General features: G+C 75.4%; 25 protein-coding genes and 1 pseudogene. 10 read left to right on the top strand and 16 right to left on the bottom strand.

Going from position 1 to position 23,406, the window contains the following annotated elements; all coding sequences use genetic code 11:
- The 3 genes and pseudogenes from E4P41_RS23065 to E4P41_RS06000 form a co-directional block, all read left to right on the top strand.
- A pseudogene (locus E4P41_RS23065) lies at nt 1–576 on the top strand (hypothetical protein); the annotation flags it as partial.
- Nucleotides 576–1,607: a M23 family metallopeptidase gene (locus E4P41_RS06005; protein WP_135140013.1), complete on the top strand. Its 1,032-nt coding sequence runs from the start codon at nt 576–578 to the stop codon at nt 1,605–1,607. The pseudogene E4P41_RS23065 and the gene E4P41_RS06005, both read left to right, overlap by 1 nt.
- 162 nt (nt 1,608–1,769) lie before the next feature.
- Nucleotides 1,770–3,443 (top strand): SpoIIE family protein phosphatase, encoded by a 1,674-nt coding sequence (locus E4P41_RS06000; protein WP_135140012.1) that lies wholly within the window; start codon nt 1,770–1,772, stop codon nt 3,441–3,443.
- 96 nt (nt 3,444–3,539) lie between these two features.
- Here the strand turns inward: E4P41_RS06000 and E4P41_RS05995 are convergent, their stop codons facing one another.
- Both E4P41_RS05995 and E4P41_RS05990 read right to left on the bottom strand, forming a co-directional pair.
- Nucleotides 3,540–4,226, bottom strand: a complete 687-nt coding sequence (locus tag E4P41_RS05995; protein WP_135140011.1) for a DUF6766 family protein — start codon at nt 4,224–4,226, stop codon at nt 3,540–3,542.
- Between the two features lie 85 nt (nt 4,227–4,311).
- Nucleotides 4,312–4,707, bottom strand: a complete 396-nt coding sequence (locus tag E4P41_RS05990; RefSeq protein ID WP_135140010.1) for a hypothetical protein — start codon at nt 4,705–4,707, stop codon at nt 4,312–4,314.
- 140 nt (nt 4,708–4,847) lie between these two features.
- Between E4P41_RS05990 and crtI the strand changes: the two genes are divergently transcribed.
- The 3 genes from crtI to E4P41_RS05975 are packed head-to-tail and all read left to right on the top strand — an operon-like array spanning nt 4,848 to nt 6,998.
- Nucleotides 4,848–6,350, top strand: coding sequence for a phytoene desaturase family protein (crtI, locus tag E4P41_RS05985; RefSeq protein WP_135140009.1), 1,503 nt, complete (start codon nt 4,848–4,850; stop codon nt 6,348–6,350).
- Nucleotides 6,351–6,393: 43 nt separating this feature from the next.
- A complete protein-coding gene (locus E4P41_RS05980; protein WP_135140008.1) occupies nt 6,394–6,591 on the top strand; it encodes a type II toxin-antitoxin system VapB family antitoxin in 198 nt (65 codons plus the stop codon).
- A complete protein-coding gene (locus E4P41_RS05975) occupies nt 6,588–6,998 on the top strand; it encodes a PIN domain-containing protein (RefSeq protein ID WP_135140007.1) in 411 nt (136 codons plus the stop codon). The genes E4P41_RS05980 and E4P41_RS05975 overlap by 4 nt, the downstream gene beginning before the upstream one ends.
- Nucleotides 6,999–7,231: 233 nt before the next feature.
- On the opposite strand, the gene E4P41_RS05970 is transcribed toward E4P41_RS05975, so the two are convergent.
- The 10 genes from E4P41_RS05970 to dapE all read right to left on the bottom strand — a co-directional run bounded on the left by E4P41_RS05970 (nt 7,232) and on the right by dapE (nt 15,586).
- Nucleotides 7,232–8,677 carry a hypothetical protein gene (locus E4P41_RS05970; protein WP_135140006.1) on the bottom strand — a complete coding sequence of 482 codons (1,446 nt, stop codon included), beginning with the start codon at nt 8,675–8,677 and terminating at the stop codon, nt 7,232–7,234.
- On the bottom strand, nt 8,677–10,242 hold the full coding sequence (locus E4P41_RS05965) for a leucyl aminopeptidase (RefSeq protein ID WP_245177141.1): 1,566 nt from the start codon (nt 10,240–10,242) through the stop codon (nt 8,677–8,679). The genes E4P41_RS05970 and E4P41_RS05965 overlap by 1 nt, the downstream gene beginning before the upstream one ends.
- A gap of 89 nt (nt 10,243–10,331) precedes the next feature.
- Nucleotides 10,332–10,499: a DUF3117 domain-containing protein gene (locus E4P41_RS05960; protein ID WP_012947303.1), complete on the bottom strand. Its 168-nt coding sequence runs from the start codon at nt 10,497–10,499 to the stop codon at nt 10,332–10,334.
- Between the two features lie 177 nt (nt 10,500–10,676).
- Entirely contained in the window at nt 10,677–11,225 is a 549-nt protein-coding gene (locus E4P41_RS05955; protein ID WP_209307565.1) for a DNA-3-methyladenine glycosylase I, read from the bottom strand.
- A 35-nt stretch (nt 11,226–11,260) separates the two neighbouring features.
- Complete coding sequence (locus E4P41_RS05950) at nt 11,261–12,166, bottom strand: DMT family transporter (protein WP_135140004.1); 906 nt, start codon at nt 12,164–12,166, stop codon at nt 11,261–11,263.
- A 22-nt stretch (nt 12,167–12,188) separates the two neighbouring features.
- On the bottom strand, nt 12,189–12,746 hold the full coding sequence (locus E4P41_RS05945; RefSeq protein ID WP_135140003.1) for a Uma2 family endonuclease: 558 nt from the start codon (nt 12,744–12,746) through the stop codon (nt 12,189–12,191).
- Nucleotides 12,747–12,775: 29 nt separating this feature from the next.
- Nucleotides 12,776–13,234: an SRPBCC family protein gene (locus E4P41_RS05940; RefSeq protein ID WP_135140002.1), complete on the bottom strand. Its 459-nt coding sequence runs from the start codon at nt 13,232–13,234 to the stop codon at nt 12,776–12,778.
- The gene (locus tag E4P41_RS05935) at nt 13,227–13,601 is read right to left on the bottom strand and encodes a DivIVA domain-containing protein (protein WP_135140001.1); all 375 of its coding nucleotides are present in this window, start codon (nt 13,599–13,601) and stop codon (nt 13,227–13,229) included. The genes E4P41_RS05940 and E4P41_RS05935 overlap by 8 nt, the downstream gene beginning before the upstream one ends.
- 9 nt (nt 13,602–13,610) lie before the next feature.
- Nucleotides 13,611–14,450, bottom strand: a complete 840-nt coding sequence (locus E4P41_RS05930) for a TIGR00730 family Rossman fold protein (RefSeq protein ID WP_135140000.1) — start codon at nt 14,448–14,450, stop codon at nt 13,611–13,613.
- The gene (gene dapE, locus E4P41_RS05925) at nt 14,447–15,586 is read right to left on the bottom strand and encodes a succinyl-diaminopimelate desuccinylase (protein WP_135139999.1); all 1,140 of its coding nucleotides are present in this window, start codon (nt 15,584–15,586) and stop codon (nt 14,447–14,449) included. The genes E4P41_RS05930 and dapE overlap by 4 nt, the downstream gene beginning before the upstream one ends.
- A 358-nt stretch (nt 15,587–15,944) precedes the next feature.
- Between dapE and dapD the strand changes: the two genes are divergently transcribed.
- Nucleotides 15,945–16,919, top strand: a complete 975-nt coding sequence (gene dapD / locus E4P41_RS05920) for a 2,3,4,5-tetrahydropyridine-2,6-dicarboxylate N-succinyltransferase (protein ID WP_135139998.1) — start codon at nt 15,945–15,947, stop codon at nt 16,917–16,919.
- Between the two features lie 116 nt (nt 16,920–17,035).
- The gene (locus E4P41_RS23580; RefSeq protein WP_135139997.1) at nt 17,036–17,977 is read left to right on the top strand and encodes a hypothetical protein; all 942 of its coding nucleotides are present in this window, start codon (nt 17,036–17,038) and stop codon (nt 17,975–17,977) included.
- A gap of 131 nt (nt 17,978–18,108) precedes the next feature.
- On the opposite strand, the gene E4P41_RS05910 is transcribed toward E4P41_RS23580, so the two are convergent.
- On the bottom strand, nt 18,109–18,348 hold the full coding sequence (locus tag E4P41_RS05910; RefSeq protein WP_135139996.1) for a hypothetical protein: 240 nt from the start codon (nt 18,346–18,348) through the stop codon (nt 18,109–18,111).
- Complete coding sequence (locus E4P41_RS05905) at nt 18,348–18,887, bottom strand: hypothetical protein (RefSeq protein ID WP_135139995.1); 540 nt, start codon at nt 18,885–18,887, stop codon at nt 18,348–18,350. Before E4P41_RS05905 ends, E4P41_RS05910 begins: the two co-directional genes overlap by 1 nt.
- Nucleotides 18,888–19,110: 223 nt before the next feature.
- On the opposite strand from E4P41_RS05905, the gene E4P41_RS05900 reads away from it, so the two are divergent.
- Nucleotides 19,111–20,949: a gamma-glutamyltransferase family protein gene (locus tag E4P41_RS05900; protein ID WP_245177140.1), complete on the top strand. Its 1,839-nt coding sequence runs from the start codon at nt 19,111–19,113 to the stop codon at nt 20,947–20,949.
- A gap of 28 nt (nt 20,950–20,977) precedes the next feature.
- Here the strand turns inward: E4P41_RS05900 and dapC are convergent, their stop codons facing one another.
- Together dapC and fdxA are read right to left on the bottom strand one after the other, a co-directional pair.
- On the bottom strand, nt 20,978–22,102 hold the full coding sequence (gene dapC / locus E4P41_RS05895; RefSeq protein ID WP_135140019.1) for a succinyldiaminopimelate transaminase: 1,125 nt from the start codon (nt 22,100–22,102) through the stop codon (nt 20,978–20,980).
- An 8-nt stretch (nt 22,103–22,110) separates the two neighbouring features.
- A complete protein-coding gene (gene fdxA / locus E4P41_RS05890; protein WP_012947287.1) occupies nt 22,111–22,437 on the bottom strand; it encodes a ferredoxin in 327 nt (108 codons plus the stop codon).
- 157 nt (nt 22,438–22,594) lie between these two features.
- Here fdxA and E4P41_RS05885 point away from each other — a divergent pair, with 157 nt between their 5' ends.
- Nucleotides 22,595–23,347: a GNAT family N-acetyltransferase gene (locus tag E4P41_RS05885; protein WP_135139994.1), complete on the top strand. Its 753-nt coding sequence runs from the start codon at nt 22,595–22,597 to the stop codon at nt 23,345–23,347.
- The last annotated feature ends 59 nt before the right edge of the window (nt 23,348–23,406 follow it).

Here is a 23,406-nt window from a genome sequence, read left to right as displayed (position 1 = left end):
GGGCACACGCTGCGCGGCCGAGGCCTGCGCACCCGGCTGCTGCGGGCGCTCGGGGGGTGGATCGAGCGGTCGGCGTTGTCCCGGGCGGACGCGGTCGTCGTCCTCACCGACCGGACGGCGGCCGCGCCCACGCCCGATGCCGGTGACGTGCACGCCGATCTCCCCGCCCCGCCGCCCCCGCCTGCCGACGACGCCGCATCCCGGCAGGCCGCCCTCGACGCCGCCACCGCCGCGGTCACCGCCTTCGCGCGGCCGGACGCCGACCCCGCCGGCTGGTGGGCCGAGCTGTCGCCGCTGCTCAGCCCGGCGGCGACGGTCGCCTACGCGGGCACCGACCCGAGCGCGGTCCCGGCCTCGGCGGTCACCGGCCCTCCGCGGCCGACGCCGAACGTCAGCGCCTACCTGGCCACCGTGCTGGTGCCGACCGACGCCGGCGAGTACGCCGTCCTGCTGGTCCGCGAGGGGGGCGGCGCCCCGTGGCTGGTGGAGCGGATCACGCCGGTCGAGACCTCTGCACCCCCAGCGTCCGGGACCCTGACCCCGTTCCCGGAGGCGTCCCTCCCGGGGACGGCGTAGTGAGGCGACTCCCCGTCGCCGCCGCGCTGGCGCCCGTCGTGGTGGCCGGGAGCCTGGTCGCCGCGGCCCTGGCCACCCACCCCGACCCGCAGGCGAGCGCGTGCGACCCGGTCGGGGCGCCGGTGGCCGTGGCCGGCGTCCCGGAGGGATCGGTCGCCGGCTGGTCCGGCGAGCAACTGGGCAACGCGGCGCTGGTCATGCAGGCCGGCGAGGCCCTCGGCGTCGACGCCCGCGGGCAGGTCATCGGCGTGATGACCGCGATGGGCGAGTCCTCGCTGACCGTCCTCGATCACGGCGACGCCGCCGGGCCGGACAGCCGCGGGCTGTTCCAGCAACGGGCCAACGGCGCCTGGGGCAGCTACGAGGACCGGATGGACCCGACCACCTCGGCCACCAACTTCTTCCGGGCGCTGCTGCAGGTGGAAGGGTGGCAGACGCTGCCGCCGACGATCGCCGCCCACCGCACCCAGCGCAACGCCGACCCCTACCACTACGCGCGGTGGTGGGACGACGCCCTCGAGGTCGCCGCCGCCCTCTCCGGCGCGACCGTTCCCGGCCTCGCCCCCGGCACCGGATCGCTGCCCTGCACCGGCGCTGCGCCGCTCGTGCGAACCGTGACGGGCGACTGGACCACGCCCGCCGACGGTCCCCTCACCAGCGGCTACGGCCAGCGCGACGACCCCACCGGCGACGGCGTCCGGCTGCACGCCGGCCTGGACCTCGCGCCCGGCTGCGACGCGCCCGTCGTCGCGGCATCCGGGGGTGTCGTCGTCCGCGCCGGGCCCTCGTCGGGCTACGGCAACCTGGTCGTGGTCGACCACGGGGACGGCGTGGTCACCCGCTACGCGCACATGGAGGACGACGACCTGCTGGTCGTCGTCGGACAGCCCGTGGTCGCCGGCCAGCAGGTCGCGCGGGTCGGCACGAAGGGCGACTCCACCGGGTGCCACCTGCACTTCGAGGTGCTCGTGGACGGTGTCGCCACCGACCCGCTGGCCTTCCTGACCGAACGCGGCACGGACCTGCGCTGAGTGTGTCGCAGGCGCAGCAGCCGGTGGAACAGCGCTCCGGCTGTGCATCCGGTATGCCTTCCGGGGCCATGTCGACATGACCACATGTCGACCGTCCGTGCTCGATCCCTGACGTCACGTATGGGATCGTGGGGACAGTTCCCGGAGGAGATGAGGAGGGGGATGGCGCCCGAGTCGAGGCTGGCACCGGCAGCGCCGGCGCTGCTGGAGGCGCTGCCGGACGCGGTCGTCGTCGCCGACCGGGAGGGCCGCATCACGTACGTGAACCCGGCCATCCGGCAGCTGCTCGGCCACCGGCCGGACGACCTCATGGGACGATCCCTCACGGTCCTGATGCCCGAACGCCTCCGTCGCGGCCACGGGACCGGGTTCGCCCGCTACGCGGCCACCGGAGAGGGCAAGCTCGTCGGGGCGACCACCCAGCTCCTGGCGCTCCACGCGGCCGGCCACGAGGTCCCCGTCGACCTCACCATCTCGAGGCTGCAGCAGCCGGCCACGGAGGCCGGCGACGCGCTGGTGGTCGCCGTCCTGCGCGACGCGAGCACGACGATCCTCCTGGAGCGGCAGTTCGAGGTCAGCCGTCACCTGGCCGCGATCCAGCGGGTGGCGGCGGCCCTCACCGAGGCGCCGGACGCCGATGCCGCGTTCCGGCAGTTGCTGCCCGCGCTCTGCACCGAGCTGGACTGGGACACCGCGACGCTCTGGCAGCCCGACGGGCACACCGGCCGGCTGGCGCACGCGGGCACGTGGACCGCGCCGGGCGAGGAGCCCGGCGCGCTGCACGCCGCCGCCCACCGGCACCGCTTCGCCCGCGGTGAGGGTCTGCCCGGACTGGCGTGGGCGCACCGCAGGCCGGTGGCGATGGAGGACCTGTGGAGCGATCCGCGGTTCGTCCGGACCGACGCGGCACGGTGCGACGGCGTCCGCACCGGCGTGGCCTTCCCGGTGCTGCGCGGTGACGACCTGCTGGCCGTCTGCGAACTGTTCTCCCGTGAGGAGCGGCCGGTGCCGGCCGAACTGGTCGACGTGCTGGCCCACGCCGGCCGCCAGATCGGGCAGTTCCTCGGCCGGCTGCGCGCCGAGTCGGAGGTCCGCCAGCTCGCCGACACGCTGCAGCGCAGCCTGCTGCCCTCGCACCTGCCCGCCATCCGCGGCGTCGAACTGGCCGCCCGCTACCGGCCCGGCGGGGGCGCCGCGCTGGTCGGCGGCGACACCTACGACGTCATGCCGCTGTCCGACGGCCGGTGGATGGTGTTCATCGCCGACGTGTGCGGCACCGGCGCCGAGGCGGCCGCCGTCACCGCGCTCACCCGGCACACCGCCCGGGCGGCGGCGAGTCCGGCGGCGGAGACGACGGCTGGCCCCGCCGACGTCTTGCGTGCGGTGAACGCGGCGCTGCTGCGCGCCCAGACCGACGGCCCGCTGCGCTTCGTCACCGCGTGTTGTCTGGTGCTCTCCCCCGGTCCGGACGGCGTGTGCGCGACGGTCGGCGTGGCCGGCCACCCGCTGCCGGTGCTCCACCGTCCCGACGGCCTCGGGGAGGTCGGCGTTCCCGGCCACCCGCTGGGGATCACGCCCGACCTCGACGTCGCCGTGGTGGAGGTCGACCTGCCGCGGGGGACGACGTTGGTGCTCTACACCGACGGGGTGACCGAGGCGCGCGACGACGCCGGGGAGCAGTTCGGCGAGGACGGGCTGGCCCGTGTGCTCGCCGGGGTGGCCGGCGGCGCCGAGGCGGTCGTCGACGCGATCACCGCCGCGGTCGAGGACCAGCTGCGCGGCTCCCGGTACGAGGCCGACGACCTCGCCGTCCTCGCCGTCGCCGTCCCCGCCTGACGGGGCTCCCCCAGCTGGGGCGCACGGGCCTGCCCGAGCCCGGCCCCGTCCAGGGGCCCGCCCCGAATCCGCGAGGGGTGGGGAGGACGGGGTCCTTCACCCGGTCTGGCCGGTGTCGGCGTGCGCGGCGCCCACCGGCTTGGACTCCGGCGACCCGCGCTGGCGCAGGTAGACGGCGAAGATCACCATGGAGCCGACGGCGAGCATCTCCGACTGCCAGTTCTGGAAGGACCGGTTCCAGAAGTCGGCCTCGCCGAGGTAACCGACCCAGCTGACCGGATCCTGTCTCTGGCCGAGCCGCTGGGAGTTGTAGGCGGCCCAGCCGGCGACCGAGGTGGCTGCCCAGGTCAGCAGGAAGAGGACGCCCATGAGGAGGCCGAGGGAGCGGGAGAACACCGCCGTCCGCCACCCGCCGGTGCGCGCCCACGGGGGCGACTCGTCGTCGGAGTGCGGGCCGACCTCCTGCTCCTCGTCGGACTCCCGGCCCTCCTTGCCCGGCTCCTTGGACTCCGAGGAGCCGCGCTGCACCAGCCAGACGGTGGCGAAGACGTAGAGGAAGAACTGCAGGTACTCCGACTGCCAGTTCTCCATGACGTCGACACCGAAGGACGACGAGGTGACGTAGTCGAGGAGCGAGACCGTGGGCAGGCCGTTGGCCACCTGCCGGGCGTTGAAGTCCGCCGAGCCCGCGATCACCTGCCCGACGAGGGTCACGACGAACAGTGCACCGAAGGAGAGGCTGAGCGCGTTGGCGCGCAGGAAGCCGTAGCGGGGTGCGGTCATCGACCCATCAGCCCCAGCGCGACGACGTAGGCGATACCGACCAGGATCACCACCAGGAAACCGAGGAAGACCCCGCGGACGCCGTTCACGGCCCCTCCACCTGGCAGTCGTAGGGCAGCTCGCCGCGCGGCTCACAGGCCGCGGCGCTCACCCGCCAGCCGGACGGGGTCTCGGTGAGGAACACCGTGTCGTCGCTGAGGCGGACCTGCGCGTCGCCGCCCCAGACCTCCACCGCCTCCACCCTGCCGCCTGGGAGCGGGACCTGGGAGATGGCGTCGACGCAGGGCAGCGACTCGTCGGACTCCAAGGTCTCCCGCGTCGTCGGCGCGAGCAGCGCACAACGGTCGGCGGGGGCCGCGGCAGGGTCCTCGAACGCACGGGCCACCTTCCGGACGGCGTCCTCCTGGCCCGCACATCCGGTCAGCAGGGCCGCCGCCAGGCCGCCCACGGCCAGGCATCTCCTCGTCGTCGGGGTGGCCACGTCTGCGCCCTCCGTCCCTTCCCCTCCGTCTTCCGGTGGTGCTGACCGGGCCGACCGGCTACCCCGGCGTGTCGGCCCGGCAAACGACGGCCACCGGGCCGGGTAACGGGGGTTGCCCGGGGCCCGGTTACCGTGGCGGCGTGGCGCGGGTGGCGGTGGTCGGCGCCGGCTCCGGTGGCCTGGCGGTCGCGGCCCGGCTGGCCGCGCTGGGCCACGCGGTCACCGTGCTCGACCAGGCCCCGGAGGTGGGCGGCAAGCTCGGCTGGTACGTCCGGGACGGGCACGGGTTCGACACCGGGCCGAGCCTGGTGACCCTTCCCCAGCTGTACCGGGACCTGTTCGCGGCCACCGGCGGGCCGCTGGAGGACGCCGTCGACCTGGTGCGTGTCGATCCCGCCGTCGCCTACCGGTTCGCCGACGGGACGCCGTTGTCGGTGCCCGGCGACGCCGCGCGCATCCCCGCCGCCGTCGACGCCGCGCTCGGCTCCGGCACCGGCACCCAGTGGGCGGCGCTCATGGCGAGGGCCGCGGCGATGTGGCAGGTCACCGAACAGCCGTTCCTCCGCTCCCCGCTGGCCGGCGCGGCCACGCTGGCCCGGCTGGCCCGCAGCGCCGCCGATGTCGCGACGGTCGCCCCGTGGCGCACGCTGCGCGGCCTGGGGACGGCGTACCTGCGCGACCCGCGGCTGCGCACCCTGCTCGACCGCTACGCCACCTACTCCGGCTCGGACCCACGGCGGGCGCCCGCGGTGCTGGCGACCGTGCCGTACGTCGAGCAGGCGTTCGGCTCGTGGTACGTGCGCGGGGGGCTGCGCCGGCTGGCGGAGGCGGTGGCGCAGCGGGCGGTCGAGCGCGGCGCCGTCGTCCGCACCGGCACCGCCGTCGAGCGGGTCCTGGTCGAGGGCGGCCGGGCGGCCGGGGTGCGGCTGGCCGGTGGGGAGGTGCTGCGGGCCGACGTCGTGGTGTCCGGCGCGGACGCCGCAGCCCTGTACGCCGACCTGCTCCCCGCCTCCCGGGCGACCCGCGGGGTGCGCCGTGACCTGGCCCGCAGCACCGCGTCGCTGTCCGGTTTCGTGCTGCTGCTGGCGCTGCGCGGGCGGACGCCGGGGCTGGCGCACCACACCGTCCTGTTCCCCGAGGACTACGACGCCGAGTTCGACGCGGTGTTCGGGATCGGCCGGCACCGGGGCGCGCCGCAGCCGGTCGCCGACCCCACCGTGTACGTCAGCGCCCCCGACGACCCGGCCACCCGCCCCGACGCCGACAGCGAGTCGTGGTTCGTGCTGGTCAACGCGCCGCGGCACGATCCGGACGGCGGCGTGGACTGGGACGCCCCGGGCCTGGCCGACCGGTACGCGACGCGGGTGCTCGACGTGATGGCCCGCCGGGGGCTCGACGTCCGGAATCGGCTGCGCTGGTGCGTCGTCCGGACGCCGGCCGACCTCGAGCGCGACACCCGCAGCGTCGGCGGCTCCATCTACGGGACGTCGAGCAACGGCGCCCGCGCCGCCTTCCTGCGGCCGGCCAACGCCTCGCCGGTGCCCGGTCTGTTCCTGGTCGGCGGCTCCGCGCACCCCGGCGGCGGCCTGCCGCTGGTCGCGTTGTCGGCCGAGATCGTCGCCGGCCTCGTCGGCCCGGCCTGATCGGGAGTACACCTGTCGTACACGTTCGGTGCACCATAAGTGTATGCCGCGTTCCCGGACCAACATCGAGCTGGCCGACGACCTCGTCGAGACGATCATGGACCGATACGGCGTCCGGACGAAGACCGAGGCCGTCGACCTGGCCCTGCGACACCTGGCCGGGCAGCCGATGACCCGGGACGAGGCACTGGCCATGCGCGGAGCCCACGCCATCGACACCCCTCCTGCCGACGTCCCGTGATCTTGGCCGACACGTCGGCCTGGGTGGAGTACGACCGGGCCACGGGTAGCGCGGTCGACCACCGATTGACCGAGCTGATCACCACCGAGGGTCCCCTCGCGGTCACCGAGCCCGTGCTCACGGAGGTGTGTGCCGGCGCACGAGACGAACCACGGGCCGACGACCTGCGCCGACTGCTTCTCCGATGTCACCTGCTGCCGGTGGACGTCGCGGCCGACTTCGACGCGGCCGCGCTGGTGTACCGACGCTGCCGGCGGGCCGGGGTGACGCCGCGCGGCATGGTCGACTGTCTGATCGCTGCCGTCGCCTGGCGTGCTTCGGCCGTCCTCCTCGCCCGCGACGTCGACCTCGACCGGGTCGCCGGGGTGATGGGCATCGCCATGGACGAGGCCTCCCTCCGGAGCTGACCTCACCAGCCCTACGAGCCCAGCGCCCGTTCGACGGCGCCGACGTAGGACGCCCCGAAAGACCCGCACGTGGAGGAGCAGGTGGCACAGCTGTAGCGCACCGCGTCGGGCCTCGTAGCCGGGGCCGAGGGGCTCTTGGTACGGGCCGGGACCATCACGCTGGCCCGGACGCTCACCGCGAACCGGCTCACCGTGCGCCTCGCCGCCGACGGCGCCCCGGTAACGGGACGGCGTCAGCCGCGGGCGGCGCCGTAGCCGAGCAGCGCGGCCAGACCGAGCGCGCTGCGCGGGGCGTAGGCGGTGCGCCACAGCCCGCCGTGGACCGCGGCGTGCGCCTCGTCCTGCCACGGGTGCTCGTGCGCCGGGCCGCCTCCGGTGTGCAGGTCGTGCACCAGCAACGCGGCCATGAGCACGTTCGACGTCGCCGGCTCGAACACCTCGACGCCGAACCGGTGCGCCCCCGCGTAGGCCGCGGCCAGGGCACGGTTCCTGACCACCGAGCGGGTACGGGTCGGCGGGGCGACGTTCATCGACACCGTCGCCCCCGCGGCCCGGGCGACGGTGGCCCGCCACCGCTGCAGCCGCTTGGCCAGCGCGTAGTTCGGGCCCTGCTGCGCCACCAGGCTGTCGACGACCCCCGGATCGCTGCCCGGGACGTAGGAGCGCTGCAGCAGCCGGCCGGCCGAGACCGTCCGCAGCGGCCGGCCCAGCAGCTTGGCCGTGCGCGAACGGCCGGCGTAGGCCCGCACCGACTGCGTCACCGCGTCCGGCGGGACGGCGAACACGTCGGTCGGCGTGGCGAGGAAGGCCAGTGCGAGGTCGTCGCGGGCCGCGGCCAGGCGGACGGTCAGCGCGTCGACCGCCGTCGACACCCGCACGTTGGTCGCGCCGTCGGCGTAGACGTAGTCGCCGAGCACGAGGTGGCCGGGCAGGCCGGTCACCCACTCGGCGACGGCGGGCACCTCCGCGATGAGGTCCGCTCCGGCGCGCGAGGTGTCGTCGACCGGGTACAGCAGCGTGCCGGCGCCGCGGCGGGCGGTGTCGAGCACCCGCTCCCACACCGTCGGGTGCGGGAGGTCGACCCCCGCCACCCGGGCGCCCCAGCGCAGCAGCGCGGTCAGCGGCCCCATCTCCGCGCCCGCGCCGAGCACGACGACGGTGGTGTCCGGCAGCGCCAGCCACTCGGGGTGCGCGGCGACGGTGTGCACCGCCTCGGCGGCCGACGGCTCGACGACGCCGGCTGCCACCCATGAGTCGAGACGGCGCAGCAGCGCGTCGCCGCGCAGTCGCTCGCCGTGGAAGGGCAGCGACAGTTCGCGCTCGGGCTCGGCGGTGCCGGTCACCTCGGTGGTGCCCAGCGCGCGGCCGGCGGGCGCGGTCGCCAGGTCGTCGAGAGCCGTCTCGTCTCCGTCCGGCCCGGCCACCCGCATCCGCCGGTGCAGCGAGGCCAGACCGGCGTCGGCGATCGCCAGCGCGGCCTGGGACGAGGGCAGCCCCGCCTCCACCAGCCGGCGGAAGTGGGCGAGGTAGCCGGCCCGCCAGTTGGTCTCCCGCTCGGCGGCGCCGGCGCCGGTGGGGTCGACCGGGCGCAGCGCGTCGGCGACGACGGCCCGACCGAGGGCGGCGGTGCTGCGCCGCCCGTCGGGCCCGGCCGGGAAGACGACGCCGAGATCGGCCATCAGTCGGCCACCGGCGTTTCCGGCCCCGTCCCGGGCACCGCCCCGAGCTTGCGAGGGGTGGGGGGGACGGGGTCCTTGCTCGGAGCGCCCGCCTCCAGCCAGCGCAGCAGGGTGCGGGCGCCGAACCCGGTGCCGCCCTTGACGACCTCGGCGTCGTCGGCCCCTGCGCGGGCCGGTCCCGCGACGTCGAGGTGCGCCCACGGCAGGTCGCCGGTGAAGGGCCGCAGGAACAGCGCGGCGGTCGTGCCACCCGGGTTGCCCGGCGCGTTGTTGGCGTCGGCCACCGCGCTCTCCAGCAGGTCGGCGTGCTCCTCGGCCAGCGGCATCCGCCACACCGGCTCACCGGCGTGCGCAGCGGCGGTGCGCAGTGCGTCGGCCAGCCCGTCGGTGGTCGCGTAGAACCCCGCCGTGCGGGTGCCGAGGGCGACCTTCATCGCACCGGTCAGCGTGGCGACGTCGACCAGCACCGTGGCGCCCAGTTCCAGCCGCGCCCACGCCAGCCCGTCGGCGAGGACCATGCGGCCCTCGGCGTCGGTGTTGAGCACCTCCGTCGTCCGGCCGCCGACGTGCCGCACGACGTCGGCCGGGCGGTAGGACGAGCCCGAGACGGCGTTCTCCGCGGCCGGGACGACGGTGGTGACGGTGACCGGGAGCTCCAGCCGGGCTGCGGCGTCCACCGCGGCGAGGACGGCGGCGCCGCCGGCCATGTCGGTCTTCATCTCCCGCATGCCGGCGTTCGGCTTGATGGAGATGCCGCCGGTGTCGAAGGTGATGCCCTTGCCGACCAGGACCGGGTGCCCGGCGCCGGCGGTCGGCGGCCGGTAGGTCGCGACGATCACCCGGGGCGGGCTGGCCGAGCCGCCGCCGACGGCCAGCACGCCGCCGAAGCCGCCGCTCCGCAGCTCCTCGGGGCCGAGCACGGTGACCGTCACGTGCGGCAGGCCGGCCAGCCGCTCGACGGCCTGTCCGGCCAGCCAGGCCGGATCCTTGGTGTTGCTCGGCGTGTTGACCAGGTCCCGGGCCCAGGCGACCGCCCGGCCGGTGACCTCGCCCGCGCGCGCGGCGGCGAGGACCGTCGGGTCGGCGCCGTCGGCGACGACGACCGTGACGGTGGCCAGCCGAGGCGGGTGCGGTTTCGACGTCTCCCGGAAGCGGTAGCCGGCCAGCAGCGCCGCCTCGACGGCGGCGCGCACCTCCTCGGCGCCCGCCGGGGCGGCTGCGTCGTCCAACGGGAGCACCAGCCGGCGGGCCCCGTGCTCGGCGAGGGTCTGCGCGCGGCGGACCGCCGTGGCCACGTACCCGCGCAGGTCGGGCAGCGTCGCGTCGCCGGCCCCGACGGCGACCACGCTGCGGGGGCGGCGGCCGGGCACCGGCAGGTCGGTGGTCGCGCCCGGCCGGCCGGTGTTGCCGGTGTCGGGCAGGGCGCCGGCGAGCAGGCCGGCGTCGACGGGCGCACCCGGGCCGCTCAGCCAGCCGGGCAGCGTGGCACCGGTGCCGACCGGTACGGCCAGGACGTCGTCCTCGGTGAGGACCGGCAGGGTGGACAGGACCTCGACCCGCGGCAACGGCGCGGCCCCGGCCGCCGGCGTGCTGCCGGCGGCCGGGGCCGTGTCGTCCAGCGCGGGGCTGCCCGGAGGCAGGCTCGCGGGAGTGTTCAGCTGGTCGCGCCCTTCAGTGCCTCGGAGAGGGCCGCGGCCTCGTCGGGCGACAGCTCGACGACCAGACGACCGCCCCCTTCGAGCGGTACGCGCATGACCAGGCCGCGCCCCTCCTTGGTGACCTCCAGGGGACCTTCACCCGTGCGCGGCTTCATGGCCGCCATGCGTGCCTCCTTCGTCGGCCGTGCGCACCCCGGGGGGCTGCGGCGCGGCGTCTGGTCGATGCTGTGAGCTCCACCCCCATGATCCCGTATCCCGGGCCGAGGTCCAACCCGAGGGGCGGCTTCCCTGCAGGGTCCCGCCGCGAGCTCGCGAGTGGCGGGGGGCAGGGAGGTCCTTTCTCACCAGGTGGCGCGGAAGCACGTGGCGACGTGGTCGTCGACCATCCCGGTGGCCTGCATGAGGGCGTATGCGGTGGTCGGGCCGACGAAGACGAAGCCGCGGCGTTTGAGCTCACGGGCCATGGCGGTCGACTCCGGGCTGGTGGCGGGAACGTCGGCGAGGGTGGCCGGGCGGGACCGCGACACGGTCGGGGCGAAGGACCACAGCAGCGCCGAGAGGCCTTCCGGGACACGCTGCGCGGCGCGGGCGTTGCCGATCGCGGCGGCCACCTTGGCGCGGTTGCGGACGATGCCGGCGTCGGCGAGCAGTCGCGCCTCGTCGTCCGCGGCGAAGTCCGCCACCGCGTCGATCGAGAAGCCGGCGAACGCGGCCCGGAACGCCGGGCGCTTGCGCAGGATGGTGATCCACGACAGCCCGGACTGGAAGGCCTCGAGGCAGAGCCGCTCGAACAGGGCGTCGTCGCCGTGCAGCGGTGTGCCCCACTCCTCGTCGTGGTAGGCGACGTACTCGGGGGCGCTGTCCCCCCAGGCACAGCGGATCCGGTCCACGCCGGCACGGTGACCGCGGTCGGGGACGGTCCCGGTCACGGGACGGCGGCGTCGACGTCGGTGAGCTCGGAGCGCGTGGTGCGCACCGGGCTGCGCCGGGTGGCCAGCACGCAGCCGAGCACGATGACCGGCAGGCCCACCGCCAGGCCGAGGGTGAACGGCTCGTCGAGCAGGAGCACGCCGAGCAGCACCGCGACCGCCGGGTTGAGGAACGTGATGACCAGCGCGCGCTGCGGGCCGACCTCGCGGATGAGCGCGAAGAACAGCGCCAGCGCGACCGCGGTGCACACCACGCCGAGGACCAGCACGGCCACCAGCGCCTCGCCCGGTGCCCGGGCCGCGTCGTCCAGCTGGGGGACGGCGAACGGCGCGTAGACCGCCGCGGTGACGGTGAGCGCGATCGCGCTGGCGGCCACCCCCGGCACGTCGGGGAGAGCGCGGGAGACCACCAGCGGCGCAGTGGCGTACCCGACGACGACGAGCGCGATCGCGAGCAGCGGCAGGAGCCCGACGCCCTCGACGTCCAGGCCCAGCAGCACGGCGATGCCGACGACGCCGAGCCCCATGCCGGCCAGCCGGACCCGACCGAGCCGCTCCTCCTCGCCGACGAGGCGCGCGGCCAGCGCGGCCACGAACGGCACGCCGGCGACGAGCAGACCGGTGAGCGAGCTCGACAGCGTCTGCTCCGCATAGGCGAGCAGCAGCCACGGGCCGGTCATCTCGAGCACGGTGAACAGCAGCAGCGGCCGCCAGCGCCGCAGCGCCGGGCGGAGCTGCCCGCGGGCCACGGTCCACGGCAGTAGCAGCGCCGCGCCGAGGACGCACCGGCCGAAGACCACGACCACCGGCGACAGGTCCTCGACGGCCACCTTGATGAGCAGGTACGGGATGCCCCAGATCAGCGACATCGCGAGGAACAGCGCCCAGCCCCGTCGGCTCATCGCTGTCCGCGCGCTCGGCTGCTCAGCTCCACAGCTCTCCGAGCGGCAGGGTGAAGCCGGGCAGCACCTCCTCGTCCTGCAGCGTGTCGGACCCGCGCAGCACGCGGACTCCGTCGTGCCGGTACACCGTCACCGTCCGGTTCTCGGGGTCGACCACCCAGACGGCCGACACCCCGGCGTCCAGCCAGGCCAGGGCCTTGCCGACGACCTCGGACGCGCGGTCGTTCGGGCTGACCACCTCGGCGACCAGATCGGGGGCCAGCGACGGAAAGCCGGGGACGCGTGCCTCGGCCACGCGATCGGCACGGACGAAGGCGACGTCGGGGGCGCGCACGGTGTCGGGGTCGCGGCGCAATCGGAACCCGGTCTCGGCGGTGAAGACGGCCCCCAGATCCCGGGTATCCAAGAAGGCCCCGATACGGACCAGCAGCCGCGCACCGACCCAACCGTGTTCCGCCCCTGCAGGCGCCACCGTGTGGAGCACCCCCTCGACCAGCTCGTGGCGCATGCCGTCGTCGGGCAGCTCGAACAGCTGCTCGGCGGTCATCAGCGCGCTCTGCTGAGCCGGCGCGGTGGACATGACGACACCCTACGACCGGCGGAGTGGCGTCAGCCCCGGTAGCTCGCGGCGAAGGCGGCGAACCGGCGCAGCGAGAGCCGGATCCCCGCGATGGCCACCGGCTTGACCAGCGGCCAGCCCAGCTTGCCGAGCACGCCGAAGGGCAGCCACAGCTGCTCGGTCCAGGTCAGGAGCGAGCCGGTGCCCTGGGGGGCGACCTCGAAGATGCCCGGTCCACGCACGATCCGTCCGGTGTGCTGGACGACGGCGCGCCGCGGCGGGTCCCACTCGGTGACGACCATGGTGTCCAGCACCCCGAGGTGCCGGCCGCGCCGCCACGGGATGCCGGTGCGGGCGGCGAGCCGGCCACCGACCGCGTGCGGGTCGCCGCCGACCACCTCCACGTCGGTGAGCAGCATCCACTCCCCCTGGCGGGTCCAGTCGGTGAGCGCCGCCCACACCCGCTCCGGTGGCGCGTCGACGTCCACCGCCTCCACCAGTTCACGCATCGGCGCGCCCTCCGTTCCCGCCCACCCCGGGAGGCGGGGCGTCGTCCGCACCGTCCATCGCCCGTCCGGCCTCGTCCAGCCGGGCGCGCAGCGCCGCGACCTGCTCGTCGCGCTCCTCGAGGACCCGCGCGAGCTGCTCGAGCAACCAGTCGACCTCCGTCATCCGGTAGCCGCGCACGGTCACCGTCATGCGCACTCCCCGGACGTCGTCCGCGGTGACCGGCCGGTCCTCGGGCAGCTCGAGCGGCGAGCGGTCGGGGTCGGCCGGCGGCTGGGTCTCCCCCCGGCCGAGCAGCAGGGAGCCGACGAGGAACAGCAGCCCCCCGACCACCAGGACGGTGGCGACGGAGACGAGCGCGGAGAGCACTCGCCGGCCTCAGGCGTCGCTCGGGCCGGCGTCGGCCGGCACCGCCCGCATGCCGCCGCCGTTGTCGCCGGCCGCCCGGGCCGCCTCGGCCTCCTGGACGATCCGGACCACCTCGTCGATGTCGTCGGTGACGGTGAACAGGTCCAGGTCGGTCTCCTTGATGGTCGCCGCCGGCACCATCGTCGTCCGGATCCAGTCGACCAGCCCGGACCAGTACTCCGACCCGAAGAGGACCACCGGGAAGCGGGTGACCTTGCGGGTCTGCACGAGGGTGAGGGCCTCGAACAGCTCGTCGAGGGTGCCGAAGCCACCGGGCAGGATGATGAAGGCCTGCGCGTACTTCACGAACATCGTCTTGCGGACGAAGAAGTAGCGGAACGCGATGCCCACGTCGACCCACTCGTTGAGCTCCTGTTCGAACGGCAGCTCGATGCCCAGGCCGACCGAGAGCCCGCCGGCCTCGGAGGCGCCGCGGTTGGCCGCCTCCATCGCGCCGGGCCCGCCGCCGGTGATGACCGCGTACCCGGCGCGGGCCAGCGCCGCCCCGATCTCGACGCCGGCGGCGTAGTGCGGCGAGCCCTGCGGCGTGCGGGCGCTCCCGAAGACGCTCACCGCGCGCGGCAGCTCGGCCAGCAGCCCGAAGCCCTCGACGAACTCGCTCTGGATGCGGAGGACACGCCACGGGTCGGTGTGCACCCAGTCCGTGGGGCCGCGGCGGTCGAGCAGCCGCTGGTCGGTCGTCGTCCCCTGATCACGCGGGTCGGGCTCGCCGCCGCGCAGCATCACCGGGCCGCGGTGGCGGGTGGGCCGCGGCTTGCGGGCGCCGGCGGGCTCGGGGGTGGTCGTCATGCGCGCTCCTGGCTCGTGGGCGGTCGGACGGCCTGCCCGGAGAGATACGCGACGAGCGCGTCCTCGGCCGGCTGCAGCCGCTCGACGAGGACGTGCTCCTCGCGGGTGTGGGCCAGCTGCGGGTCGCCGGGACCGTAGTTGACGGCGGGGATGCCGAAGGCGGCGAACCGGGCGACGTCGGTCCAGCCGAGCTTGGCCCGCGCCGGGCGGCCGACCGCGGCGACGAAGGCCGCGGCCGCGGGCTCCGACAGGCCGGGCAGCGCGCCGCCTGCGTTGTCGACGACGGCCAGCGTCGCGCCGGCGGCGAGCGCGCCGACGAAGACCTCGCGGACGTGCGCCTCGGCGGCGTCCTCGTCGCGGTCGGGCGCGTAGCGGAAGTTGACCGTCACCGTGCAGGCGTCGGGGATGACGTTGCCGGCCACCCCGCCCTCGATGCGGACGGCGTTGAGGCCCTCGCGGTAGCGGCAGCCGTCGATCTCGACCTCGCGCGCCTCGTACGCCGCCAGGGTGGCGAGGATGCCGGCCGCGCCGTGGATGGCGTTCTCCCCCAGCCAGCTGCGGGCGCTGTGCGCACGGCGCCCGGACACCTCGAGCACCGCGCGCAGGGTGCCCTGGCAGCCGGCCTCGATCTCGCCGTCGGTGGGCTCCAGCAGGATCGCCAGGTCGCCGTAGAGCCAGCCGCGGCGCTCCCGCGCCACCCGGCCGAGGCCGTTCTTGACCGATTCGACCTCCTCGTTGTCGTAGAAGACGAAGGTGAGGTCGTGCGCGGGCTCGGCGCCGGGGACGCCGAAGCGCCCGGCCAGCCGCAGCATCACCGCGTCGCCGGCCTTCATGTCGCTGGTGCCGCAGCCGTAGAGCCGCCCGCTCGCCTCGTCGAGCCGGCTGGGCACGTTGTCGGCGATCGGCACGGTGTCCAGGTGGCCGGCGAGGACGACGCGGGTGGGCAGACCGAGGTCGGTCCGGGCGAGGACGGCGTCGCCGACCCGCTCCACCTCCAGCCCGCCGAGCGCCCGCAGTGCCCCCTCGACGGCGTCGGCGAGGGGTCCCTCGCTGCCCGACACCGACGGGGCGTCGACCAGCGCGCGGGTGAGCGTCAGGACGTCGGCGGATGGGTCCAGCGGGGTCAGGTCACTCACGGCGCCCGAGCCTACGGGCGGCGTCCCGCCCGGGCCGCCGCAGCGCCGGTCGGCCACCCATCCGTTCGCCCCGGGTCGCCGGTGCGCCCGGGCGCCGTCGGCACACCGAGCCCGGCCATCGGCGAGAAGGGGTTCCTCGGGCGGGCTCGCGCTCGACCGCCGGTGTCCCGGCGGGGGAGGTTGTCCTGTCCGGAGTGCTCAGGCGGTGAGTGCAGTGGCATTCACCGCCTGAGCGCGGCGAACCGGACTGCCCGGCACCGCGGGCCCGGCACGACCGCCTGCGGACGGGGGTGTCAGGCCGGACAGCCGGGCCGCCCGCGTCGGAGCAGCACCCGTGGCGCTGGGTAGCGTCGTCGCCGTGACCGACTCCGCCACGCAGTCCGCCGTCGCCACCGGTCTGGCCACCGTGACCCCCGCCGGCACGGTGCTCGACACCTGGTACCCCGAGCCGCGGCTCGGCGCGCCCGAGGGCGCTCCGTCCGGCACCGCCCGGCTGGGCGCCCTGGAGATCTCCGGTGAGCTCGGTCCCGACTACGGCGGCCTGGTGCGCAGCGACGAGTCCCGCGGCGTCGAGGTGGTCGCCGTCCGCACGGTCATCGCCGACCTCGCCGCGCCGCCGGTCGACACCCACGACGTCTGGCTGCGGCTGCACCTGCTCTCCGCCCGGCTGGTGACCCCGCGCAGCATCAACATGGACGGCGTCTTCGGTCTGCTCACCAATGTCGCCTGGACCAGCGCCGGCCCGGTCGAGGCCGCGTCGTTCAACCCGCACCGGCTGCGCGCCGCCCACGGGCAGGTCACCGTCCACGGCGTCGACAAGTTTCCGCGGATGGTCGACTACGTCATCCCCTCCGGCGTCCGCGTCGCCGACGGCGACCGCGTGCGGCTGGGCGCCCACCTCGCCGAGGGGACGACGGTGATGCACGAGGGCTTCGTCAACTACAACGCCGGCACGCTCGGCCCGTCGATGGTGGAGGGCCGGATCAGCGCCGGCGTGGTGGTCGGCGCCGACAGCGACATCGGCGGCGGCGCCTCGATCATGGGCACCCTCTCCGGCGGTGGGAAGCAGGTCGTCTCGATCGGCTCGGGTTGCCTGCTCGGCGCCAACGCCGGCATCGGCATCTCCCTGGGCGACAACTGCGTCGTGGAGGCCGGCTGCTACGTGACCGCGGGCTCGCGCGTGACCCTGCCCGACGGGTCGGTGGTCAAGGCCGCCGAGCTCTCCGGCTGCGACGGGCTGCTCTTCCGTCGCAACTCGGTCTCCGGTGCGCTGGAGGCGCTGCCCCGCACCGGCACCTGGGGCGAACTCAACGCCCAGCTGCACGCGAACTGATCAAGGACCCCCCTGCCCCCACTGCGCGCGGGCTCGGGACGGGACCCTGCAGCGCGGCCGACACCTCCCTCGGGACTCCAGGATCCGTCCAGGAACCGCACCTACAGTCGCGGGCGATGAGCGGCACACGCAGCGCGACGGCACGACGGGGCAGTCGGACGGCGGCCGCCCGCCGCTCACCGGCACGCCGCCCGGCCCCTCGGCGTCGGCCTGCGGCGAAGCGCGGAAGCCGGGGCGCGCCCGCCGGGTCGTGGCGCTCCTGGCTGCCGCTGGGGCTGGTCGGGCTCGTCGTCCTGGGGGTGGTCGCGCTGGTGCGCAGCCTCGAGGACCCGGACCCGGTGCAGCTCACCGGCTCCTGCACCGTGGCGGGCACGGACCTGACGCTGACCAGCGAGCAGGCCTCCTCCGCCGCGACGATCGCCGCGGTCGGCCGCGCCCGCGGACTGCCCGAGCGCGCGATCGTCATCGCCCTGGCGACCGCCCAGCAGGAGTCGACGCTGCGCAACCTCGACTACGGCGACCGCGACTCCCTGGGCCTGTTCCAGCAGCGACCTTCGCAGGGCTGGGGCACCCCCGAGCAGGTGACCGACCCGGTGTACGCGGCCGGGAAGTTCTACGACGGCCTGGTCCGGGTGCGGAACTGGGAGTCACTGAGACTGACCGATGCAGCACAGCGCGTGCAGCGCAGCGGCTATCCGGAGGCCTATCAGCAGCATGCGACCATGGCCGAGCAGCTCACCGCGGCCCTGACCGCGGCCGAACCGGGCCGGTTGACCTGCACGTACGAACCCCGGGCCCCTGGCGGGCGGCTCAGCCAGCGGACCACCGCCGTCGCCGCGGCCGTGGAGCGGGAGCTGGGCGCGGCGACCACCGAGCGCTTCGGCGCGGTGGAGGTCGACCCGGCGGCCGGTTGGCCCGGGGTGACCTGGGCGGTCGCGCACGCCGAGCGGCTGGGTCTGCGGTCGGTGTCCTTCGCCGGGTCGGAGTGGACGACCGGCGGCGGGTGGACACCCTCGGACGCCGGCGCCGACGCGGTGCGCCTGGAGCTGTCCCGCTGAACGAGCCGCGCGCGTCCGTCAGATGTGCTCGACTGCCTGCGCCTCGTCCAGGTCGCGAGTGCCCTCGACCCGGTGCAGGGATCCGCGCCGGATCGAGAACAGGGCTGCCAGACCGACCACGGCCACGACGATCACGAAGAAGGCCGGCGCCAGTTCGTTGCCCGTGCGCTCGATGAGCCACACCGCGCGAGGTAGGGCGCCGTCCCACCGGCGGCGATCACGCCGAGGTTCCAGCCCATCGCCACACCGGTGTACCGCGACCGCTTGTCGAACAGCAGCGACAGCATGGTGTACGCGCCGACCTGGGCGCCCACCGTGTTGATCATGATGAGCAGGTAGGCGAGGGCCGCGATGGCCAGGCCGTTGTCCATCAACGCCAGCATCGGATAGGTGAGCAGGACGTATCCGACGAACCCGATCTCCGCGAGCCGCACCCGTCCGATCCGGTCGCCGAGCAGCCCACCCAGCGGCATGCAGAGGGCCGAGATGCCGATGACAGCGGTCGCGATCCAGTAGACCGGTGCCGGCTCGTATCCCAGCCGTCCGGCCCGCGCACCCGGGACGGGTGCTTGACCGGCAGCGCGGTGGTGTCGACCTGGGCGCGGTCATCGGCCGCCAGCGCCTGGTGTAGCTGTTCGAAGGCCGCCCACAGCCAGCGGGTGCGCCGGTTGACCTCGGACTGGTGTGGCAGCCGGGGGAACAGCTGCGGCCAGTCGCGGGCCACCTCGGCCAGAAACCCGGCTTCGCTGCGCCGGTCCAGCAGATGGCGGACCAGCGCGATGGTGAGCAGTTCGGCGTCGCTGCAGGCCGGCGTCGGACCGGGCCGGGCCGGGATATCGATGTCGCCGGCGGCGATCGCGTCATCGACGAGCACGTAGACGTGGACGAACAGATCCTCGGTGGGCAGCAAGAGATCAGTTGCCGCTAGCAACCCACATAACGCGCCCGAGGGGCAGACGCGGCTCCGATGTCGGGATGCACGAGAGCGTCGTCGCCAGCGGGGTGTCAAGTACGGGGATCCGCCTGACAGCGCGTCCGCTGACACCTCTTCGCTGTCCGCTGACACCTCTTCGCTGCTGCGAGGATGGGGCGCCGGTCGACGGCCGCCCGGCACCGAGGAGGTTCCTGCGCCCGTGGACGACGCGTCCTTCACCACCCGACCGGAGCTCGCCGGCACGTTCGGCATGGTGGCCTCGACCCACTGGCTGGCCACGGCCGCGGGCATGGCGACCCTGGAGGCCGGGGGCAACGCCTTCGACGCCGCGGTCGCGACGGGTCTCACGCTGCAGGTCGTCGAACCGCACCTCAACGGCCCGGGTGGCGAGGTCCCCGTCGTCTTCGCCCGAGGTGACGGACGGCACGGCGGAGCGGCTCCGGTCGTCCTGTGCGGCCAGGGCGTCGCCCCGGCCGGCGCCACGATCGAGGCCTTCCGCGACCTGGGGCTGGACCTGGTCCCCGGGACCGGCCTGCTCGCCGCGACGGTGCCCGGCGCGGTGGGCGCCTGGCTGACGCTGCTGCGCGACCACGGCACGCTCCCGCTGGACGCCGTCCTCCGCTTCGCCATCGACTACGCCGAGAACGGGCACCCCCTCGTCCCGCGGGTGAGCGCGACCGTCGCCGCCGTCTCCGAGCAGTTCCGCCTCCACTGGCCCACCTCGGCCGCCACCTGGCTCACCCCCGACGGTGCTCCCCCGGCCGCCGGCTCCCGGTTCCGCAACCCCGTCCTGGCCGGCACCTACCGCCGACTGCTCGACGCGGCGGTCGGCCCCTCGCGGGAGGCCCGCATCGACGCCGCCCTGGACGCCTGGTACCGCGGGTTCGTCGCCGAGGCGATCGACCGGTTCTGCCGCGGCCCGGTGCTCGACGACTCCGGACGCCGGCACGCCGGGTTCCTCACCGCGCACGACCTGGCCGGATGGGCGCCGACGTACGAGCCGCCGGTCACGCTCGACTGGCGGGGCTGGACCCTGGCGAAGGCCGGGCCCTGGTCGCAGGGGCCGGCGTTGCTGCAGGCGCTGGCGACGCTGGCCGGCGTCCTGCCGGAGAGCCGCTCCGGTCGGTCCGCCTCCGCCCCCGACGCCGAGCTCGTCCACGCGAGCGTCGAGGCGGTGAAGCTGGCCATGGCCGACCGGGAGGCCTGGTACGGGGACGCCGCGGACGTGCCGGTGGACGAACTGCTCTCGCCTGCCTACGCCGTCGAGCGGCGGGCCCTGATCGGGGACCGGGCCAGCACCGACCTGCGACCGGGGTCCCCCGGGGGACGCCCGCCGCGGCTCCCGGCACACGTGACCCTCAGCGCGGCCGGGACCCCGCCGTCCCTCGCCGCCGCCGGCGCCGCGGCTGCCGGGATCGGTGAGCCGACCGTCGACGCCCGGGGCACCACCCGGGGGGACACCTGCCACGTCGACGTCGTCGACCGCTGGGGCAACCTCGTCTCCGCGACCCCCTCGGGCGGCTGGCTGCAGAGCTCGCCGGTGGTCCCCGAGCTCGGCTTCTCCCTCGGCACCCGGGCGCAGATGTTCTGGCTCGAGGAGGGCCTGCCCAACTCGCTCGCACCGGGCAAGAGGCCGCGCACGACCCTCACGCCGTCGCTGGCCGCGCGCGACGGTGTCCCGACGCTGGCCTTCGGCACCCCGGGCGGGGACCAGCAGGAGCAGTGGCAGCTGTGCTTCTGGCTCGCGCACGTCCTCGACGGTCTGGACCTGCAGGCGGCGATCGACGCGCCGGCCTGGCACACCACCGGCTTCCCCTCGTCGTTCTACCCACGGGCGATGACGCCCGGGGAGGTGGTCGTCGAGTCCCGCATCGGGGACGACGTCGTCGCCGAGCTGCGCCGCCGCGGTCACACGGTCACCGTCAGCGGCCCCTGGTCACTGGGACGGCTCTCCGCGGTCAGCCGGGACCCCGGGACCGGGGTGCTGCGTGCGGCGGCCAACCCCCGCGGAATGCAGGGCTACGCCGCTGGACGCTGAGCCGCGGCGTGGCCGGACGGCGACCGGGTCAGCCCGCCAGGCGGTCGACCGCGGCGGCGATCCGCTCGTCGGTGGCGGTGAGCGCCAGGCGGACGTGCCGCCCGCCGGCCGGGCCGTAGAAGGAGCCCGGGGCGGCGACGATGCCCAGCCCGGCCAGCCAGTCGATCGTCGTCCAGCAGTCCTCGTCGCGGGTGACCCACAGGTACAGCCCGGCCTCGGAGTGGTCGATACGGGCGCCGGCGGCGCGGACGGCGGTGGCCAGCCGGTCCCGGCGGGTCCGGTAGCGCTCCCGCTGCTCGTCGACGTGCGCGTCGTCGGCCAGCCCGGCGGCCATCGCCGCCTGCACCGGCGTGGGCACCAGCAGCCCGAGGTGCCGGCGCACCTCCCACACCTGGCGGACCAGCGCCGGATCTCCCGACAGCAGGCCGGCCCGGTAACCCGCCGCGGTGGACTGCTTGGACAGCGAGTGCACCGCCAGCAGGCCGGTGTGGTCCTCGCCGGCCACCGTCGGGTGCAGGACCGACCGCGGGGTCACGTCCCACCCCAGCGTGATGTAGCACTCGTCGGCGACGACCGGGACGCCGTGCGCCCGTCCCCACGCCACCCAGCCGCGCAGCTGCTCGCCGGACAGCACCCGGCCGTGCGGATTGCCCGGGGAGTTCAGCCAGACCAGGACGACGCCGGCGGCGTCGTCCGGCGGGGTCTCGGTGCGCCGCACGCCGAGCCCGGCCAGCACCGCGCCGACCTCGTAGGTCGGGTAGGCGACCTCCGGGACGATCACCGTGCCGGCGCCGCGCAGGCCCAGCATCGTCGGCAGCAGCGCGACGAGCTCCTTGGACCCGACGGTCGGGATCACCGAGGGGACGGCGTCCAGCGGGTCGGCCAGCCGCACCCCGAGCCGGCGCTGCAGCCAGCCGGCGGCCGCGGTGCGGAGCTCGGCGGTGCCCAGCGCCGTCGGGTAGCCGGGGGCGTTCCCCGCGCCGGCGAGGGCGGTGACGAGCTCCTCGGGGGTGTCGTCGACCGGCGTCCCGATGGAGAGGTCGACGACACCGCCGGGGTGGCGCGCCGCCCTGGCCCGCGCCCCGGCGAGCGAGTCCCAGGGGAAGTCGGGGAGCCGGCCGGCCGCCGTCCCGGGGGCTCGGTCCCCCGGCAGCTGAGTCGTCAGTGACCTTCCCCCTGCGGCGGCAGCGCGGCCACCAGCGGGTGGTCCTTGCCGATCTTGCCGGTCTTCGCGGCGCCGCCCGGGCTGCCCAGGTCGGAGAAGAACTCCACGTTGGCGTTGTAGAAGTCCTTCCACTTGTCCGGGACGTCGTCCTCGTAGTAGATGGCCTCCACCGGGCACACCGGCTCGCAGGCGCCGCAGTCCACGCACTCGTCGGGGTGGATGTAGAGCATCCGGTCGCCCTCGTAGATGCAGTCCACCGGGCACTCGTCGATGCACGCCTTGTCGAGGACGTCGACGCAGGCCTGGGTGATCACGTAGGTCACGGTGGTTCCCTCCCGGGGACGCGCGGGGTTGCTCCGCCGCCGATGCGGCCGGTCGTTCCGATCCTCAGTATGGCCCGTGGGACAGCGGGGAAACGTCACGGGTGGCCCGCTGGACCCCCGTCGGGAAGAGCCGGTCCCGACCACGCAGGATCGTGCCGTGGGACAGAGCCGGTCACCCCTGGACGTCGCGGACCTCGAGCGGCTGGCCGCACGCGGCTGGCGGGGCGCGGAGGAAAAACACCTCGGCGACTGGCTGCTGCGCGCCGGCGGCGGCTTCACCGGCCGGGCCAACTCCGCGCTCGTCGTCGGCGACCCGGGACTGCCGCTGCCGGACGCGGTGGACGCCGTCGCCCGGTGGTACGCCGACCGCGGTCTGCGGCCGTGTGCCATGCTGCCCGGCCGCCAGTCCCGCGCCGCGGATGCGGCCTGCGCCGCGGCGGGCTGGGAACGCCCTGAGGACGTGCTGGTCCTCACCGCCCCGCTCTCCGCGTCACCCGACGGCCCCGCGCCGGTCGGTCTCTCCCCCGAGCCGGACGACGCCTGGCTGGCCGGCTACCGGCACGGGGACGGGCCACTGCCGCCGGTCGCCCGGGAGGTCCTGACCAACGCCGAGGACGTCGTCTTCGCGTCCGTGCGCCTGGACCCCGAGCCCGCTCCGCTCGCCGCCGTGGCCCGTGGGGTGGTCACCGACGGGTGGTTGGGCGTCTCGGCGGTCACCGTCGACGAGCCGCACCGCCGTCGGGGGCTGGCCACCGCCGTCATGGCCGCGCTGCAGCGCTGGGCGGCCGACCGCGACGCCCGCTGGGTGTACCTGCAGGTGACCGCCTCCAACGCACCGGCGCGAGCGCTCTACCGGAGGGCGGGGTTCATCGAGCACCACCGGTACCACTACCGGTACGCCCCCGCCTGACCCCATGGGGGCAGGCGCCGGCAGGCGGATCAAGATCGGCCGGAACGTGCCGATGGTCA

Source organism: Geodermatophilus sp. DF01-2 (genome assembly GCF_004571065.1).
In the GTDB taxonomy this organism is placed as follows: domain Bacteria; phylum Actinomycetota; class Actinomycetes; order Mycobacteriales; family Geodermatophilaceae; genus Geodermatophilus.
The sequence above is the reverse complement of the archived record's forward strand: the minus strand, read 5'-3'. Positions and strand labels throughout refer to the sequence as shown.

Coding starts and splice junctions, on each gene's coding strand:
- E4P41_RS05910 (WP_135139996.1), bottom strand. CDS start 18,348: ATGGACAACGGCCTGGCCATCGCGGCCCTCGCCTACCTGCTCATCATG.
- E4P41_RS05950 (WP_135140004.1), bottom strand. CDS start 12,166: ATGAGCCGACGGGGCTGGGCGCTGTTCCTCGCGATGTCGCTGATCTGG.
- E4P41_RS05960 (WP_012947303.1), bottom strand. CDS start 10,499: ATGGCGGCCATGAAGCCGCGCACGGGTGAAGGTCCCCTGGAGGTCACC.
- E4P41_RS06000 (WP_135140012.1), top strand. CDS start 1,770: ATGGCGCCCGAGTCGAGGCTGGCACCGGCAGCGCCGGCGCTGCTGGAG.
- E4P41_RS05940 (WP_135140002.1), bottom strand. CDS start 13,234: ATGCGTGAACTGGTGGAGGCGGTGGACGTCGACGCGCCACCGGAGCGG.
- E4P41_RS23580 (WP_135139997.1), top strand. CDS start 17,036: ATGAGCGGCACACGCAGCGCGACGGCACGACGGGGCAGTCGGACGGCG.
- E4P41_RS05995 (WP_135140011.1), bottom strand. CDS start 4,226: ATGACCGCACCCCGCTACGGCTTCCTGCGCGCCAACGCGCTCAGCCTC.
- E4P41_RS05930 (WP_135140000.1), bottom strand. CDS start 14,450: ATGACGACCACCCCCGAGCCCGCCGGCGCCCGCAAGCCGCGGCCCACC.
- E4P41_RS05970 (WP_135140006.1), bottom strand. CDS start 8,677: ATGGCCGATCTCGGCGTCGTCTTCCCGGCCGGGCCCGACGGGCGGCGC.
- E4P41_RS05980 (WP_135140008.1), top strand. CDS start 6,394: ATGCCGCGTTCCCGGACCAACATCGAGCTGGCCGACGACCTCGTCGAG.
- E4P41_RS05945 (WP_135140003.1), bottom strand. CDS start 12,746: ATGTCCACCGCGCCGGCTCAGCAGAGCGCGCTGATGACCGCCGAGCAG.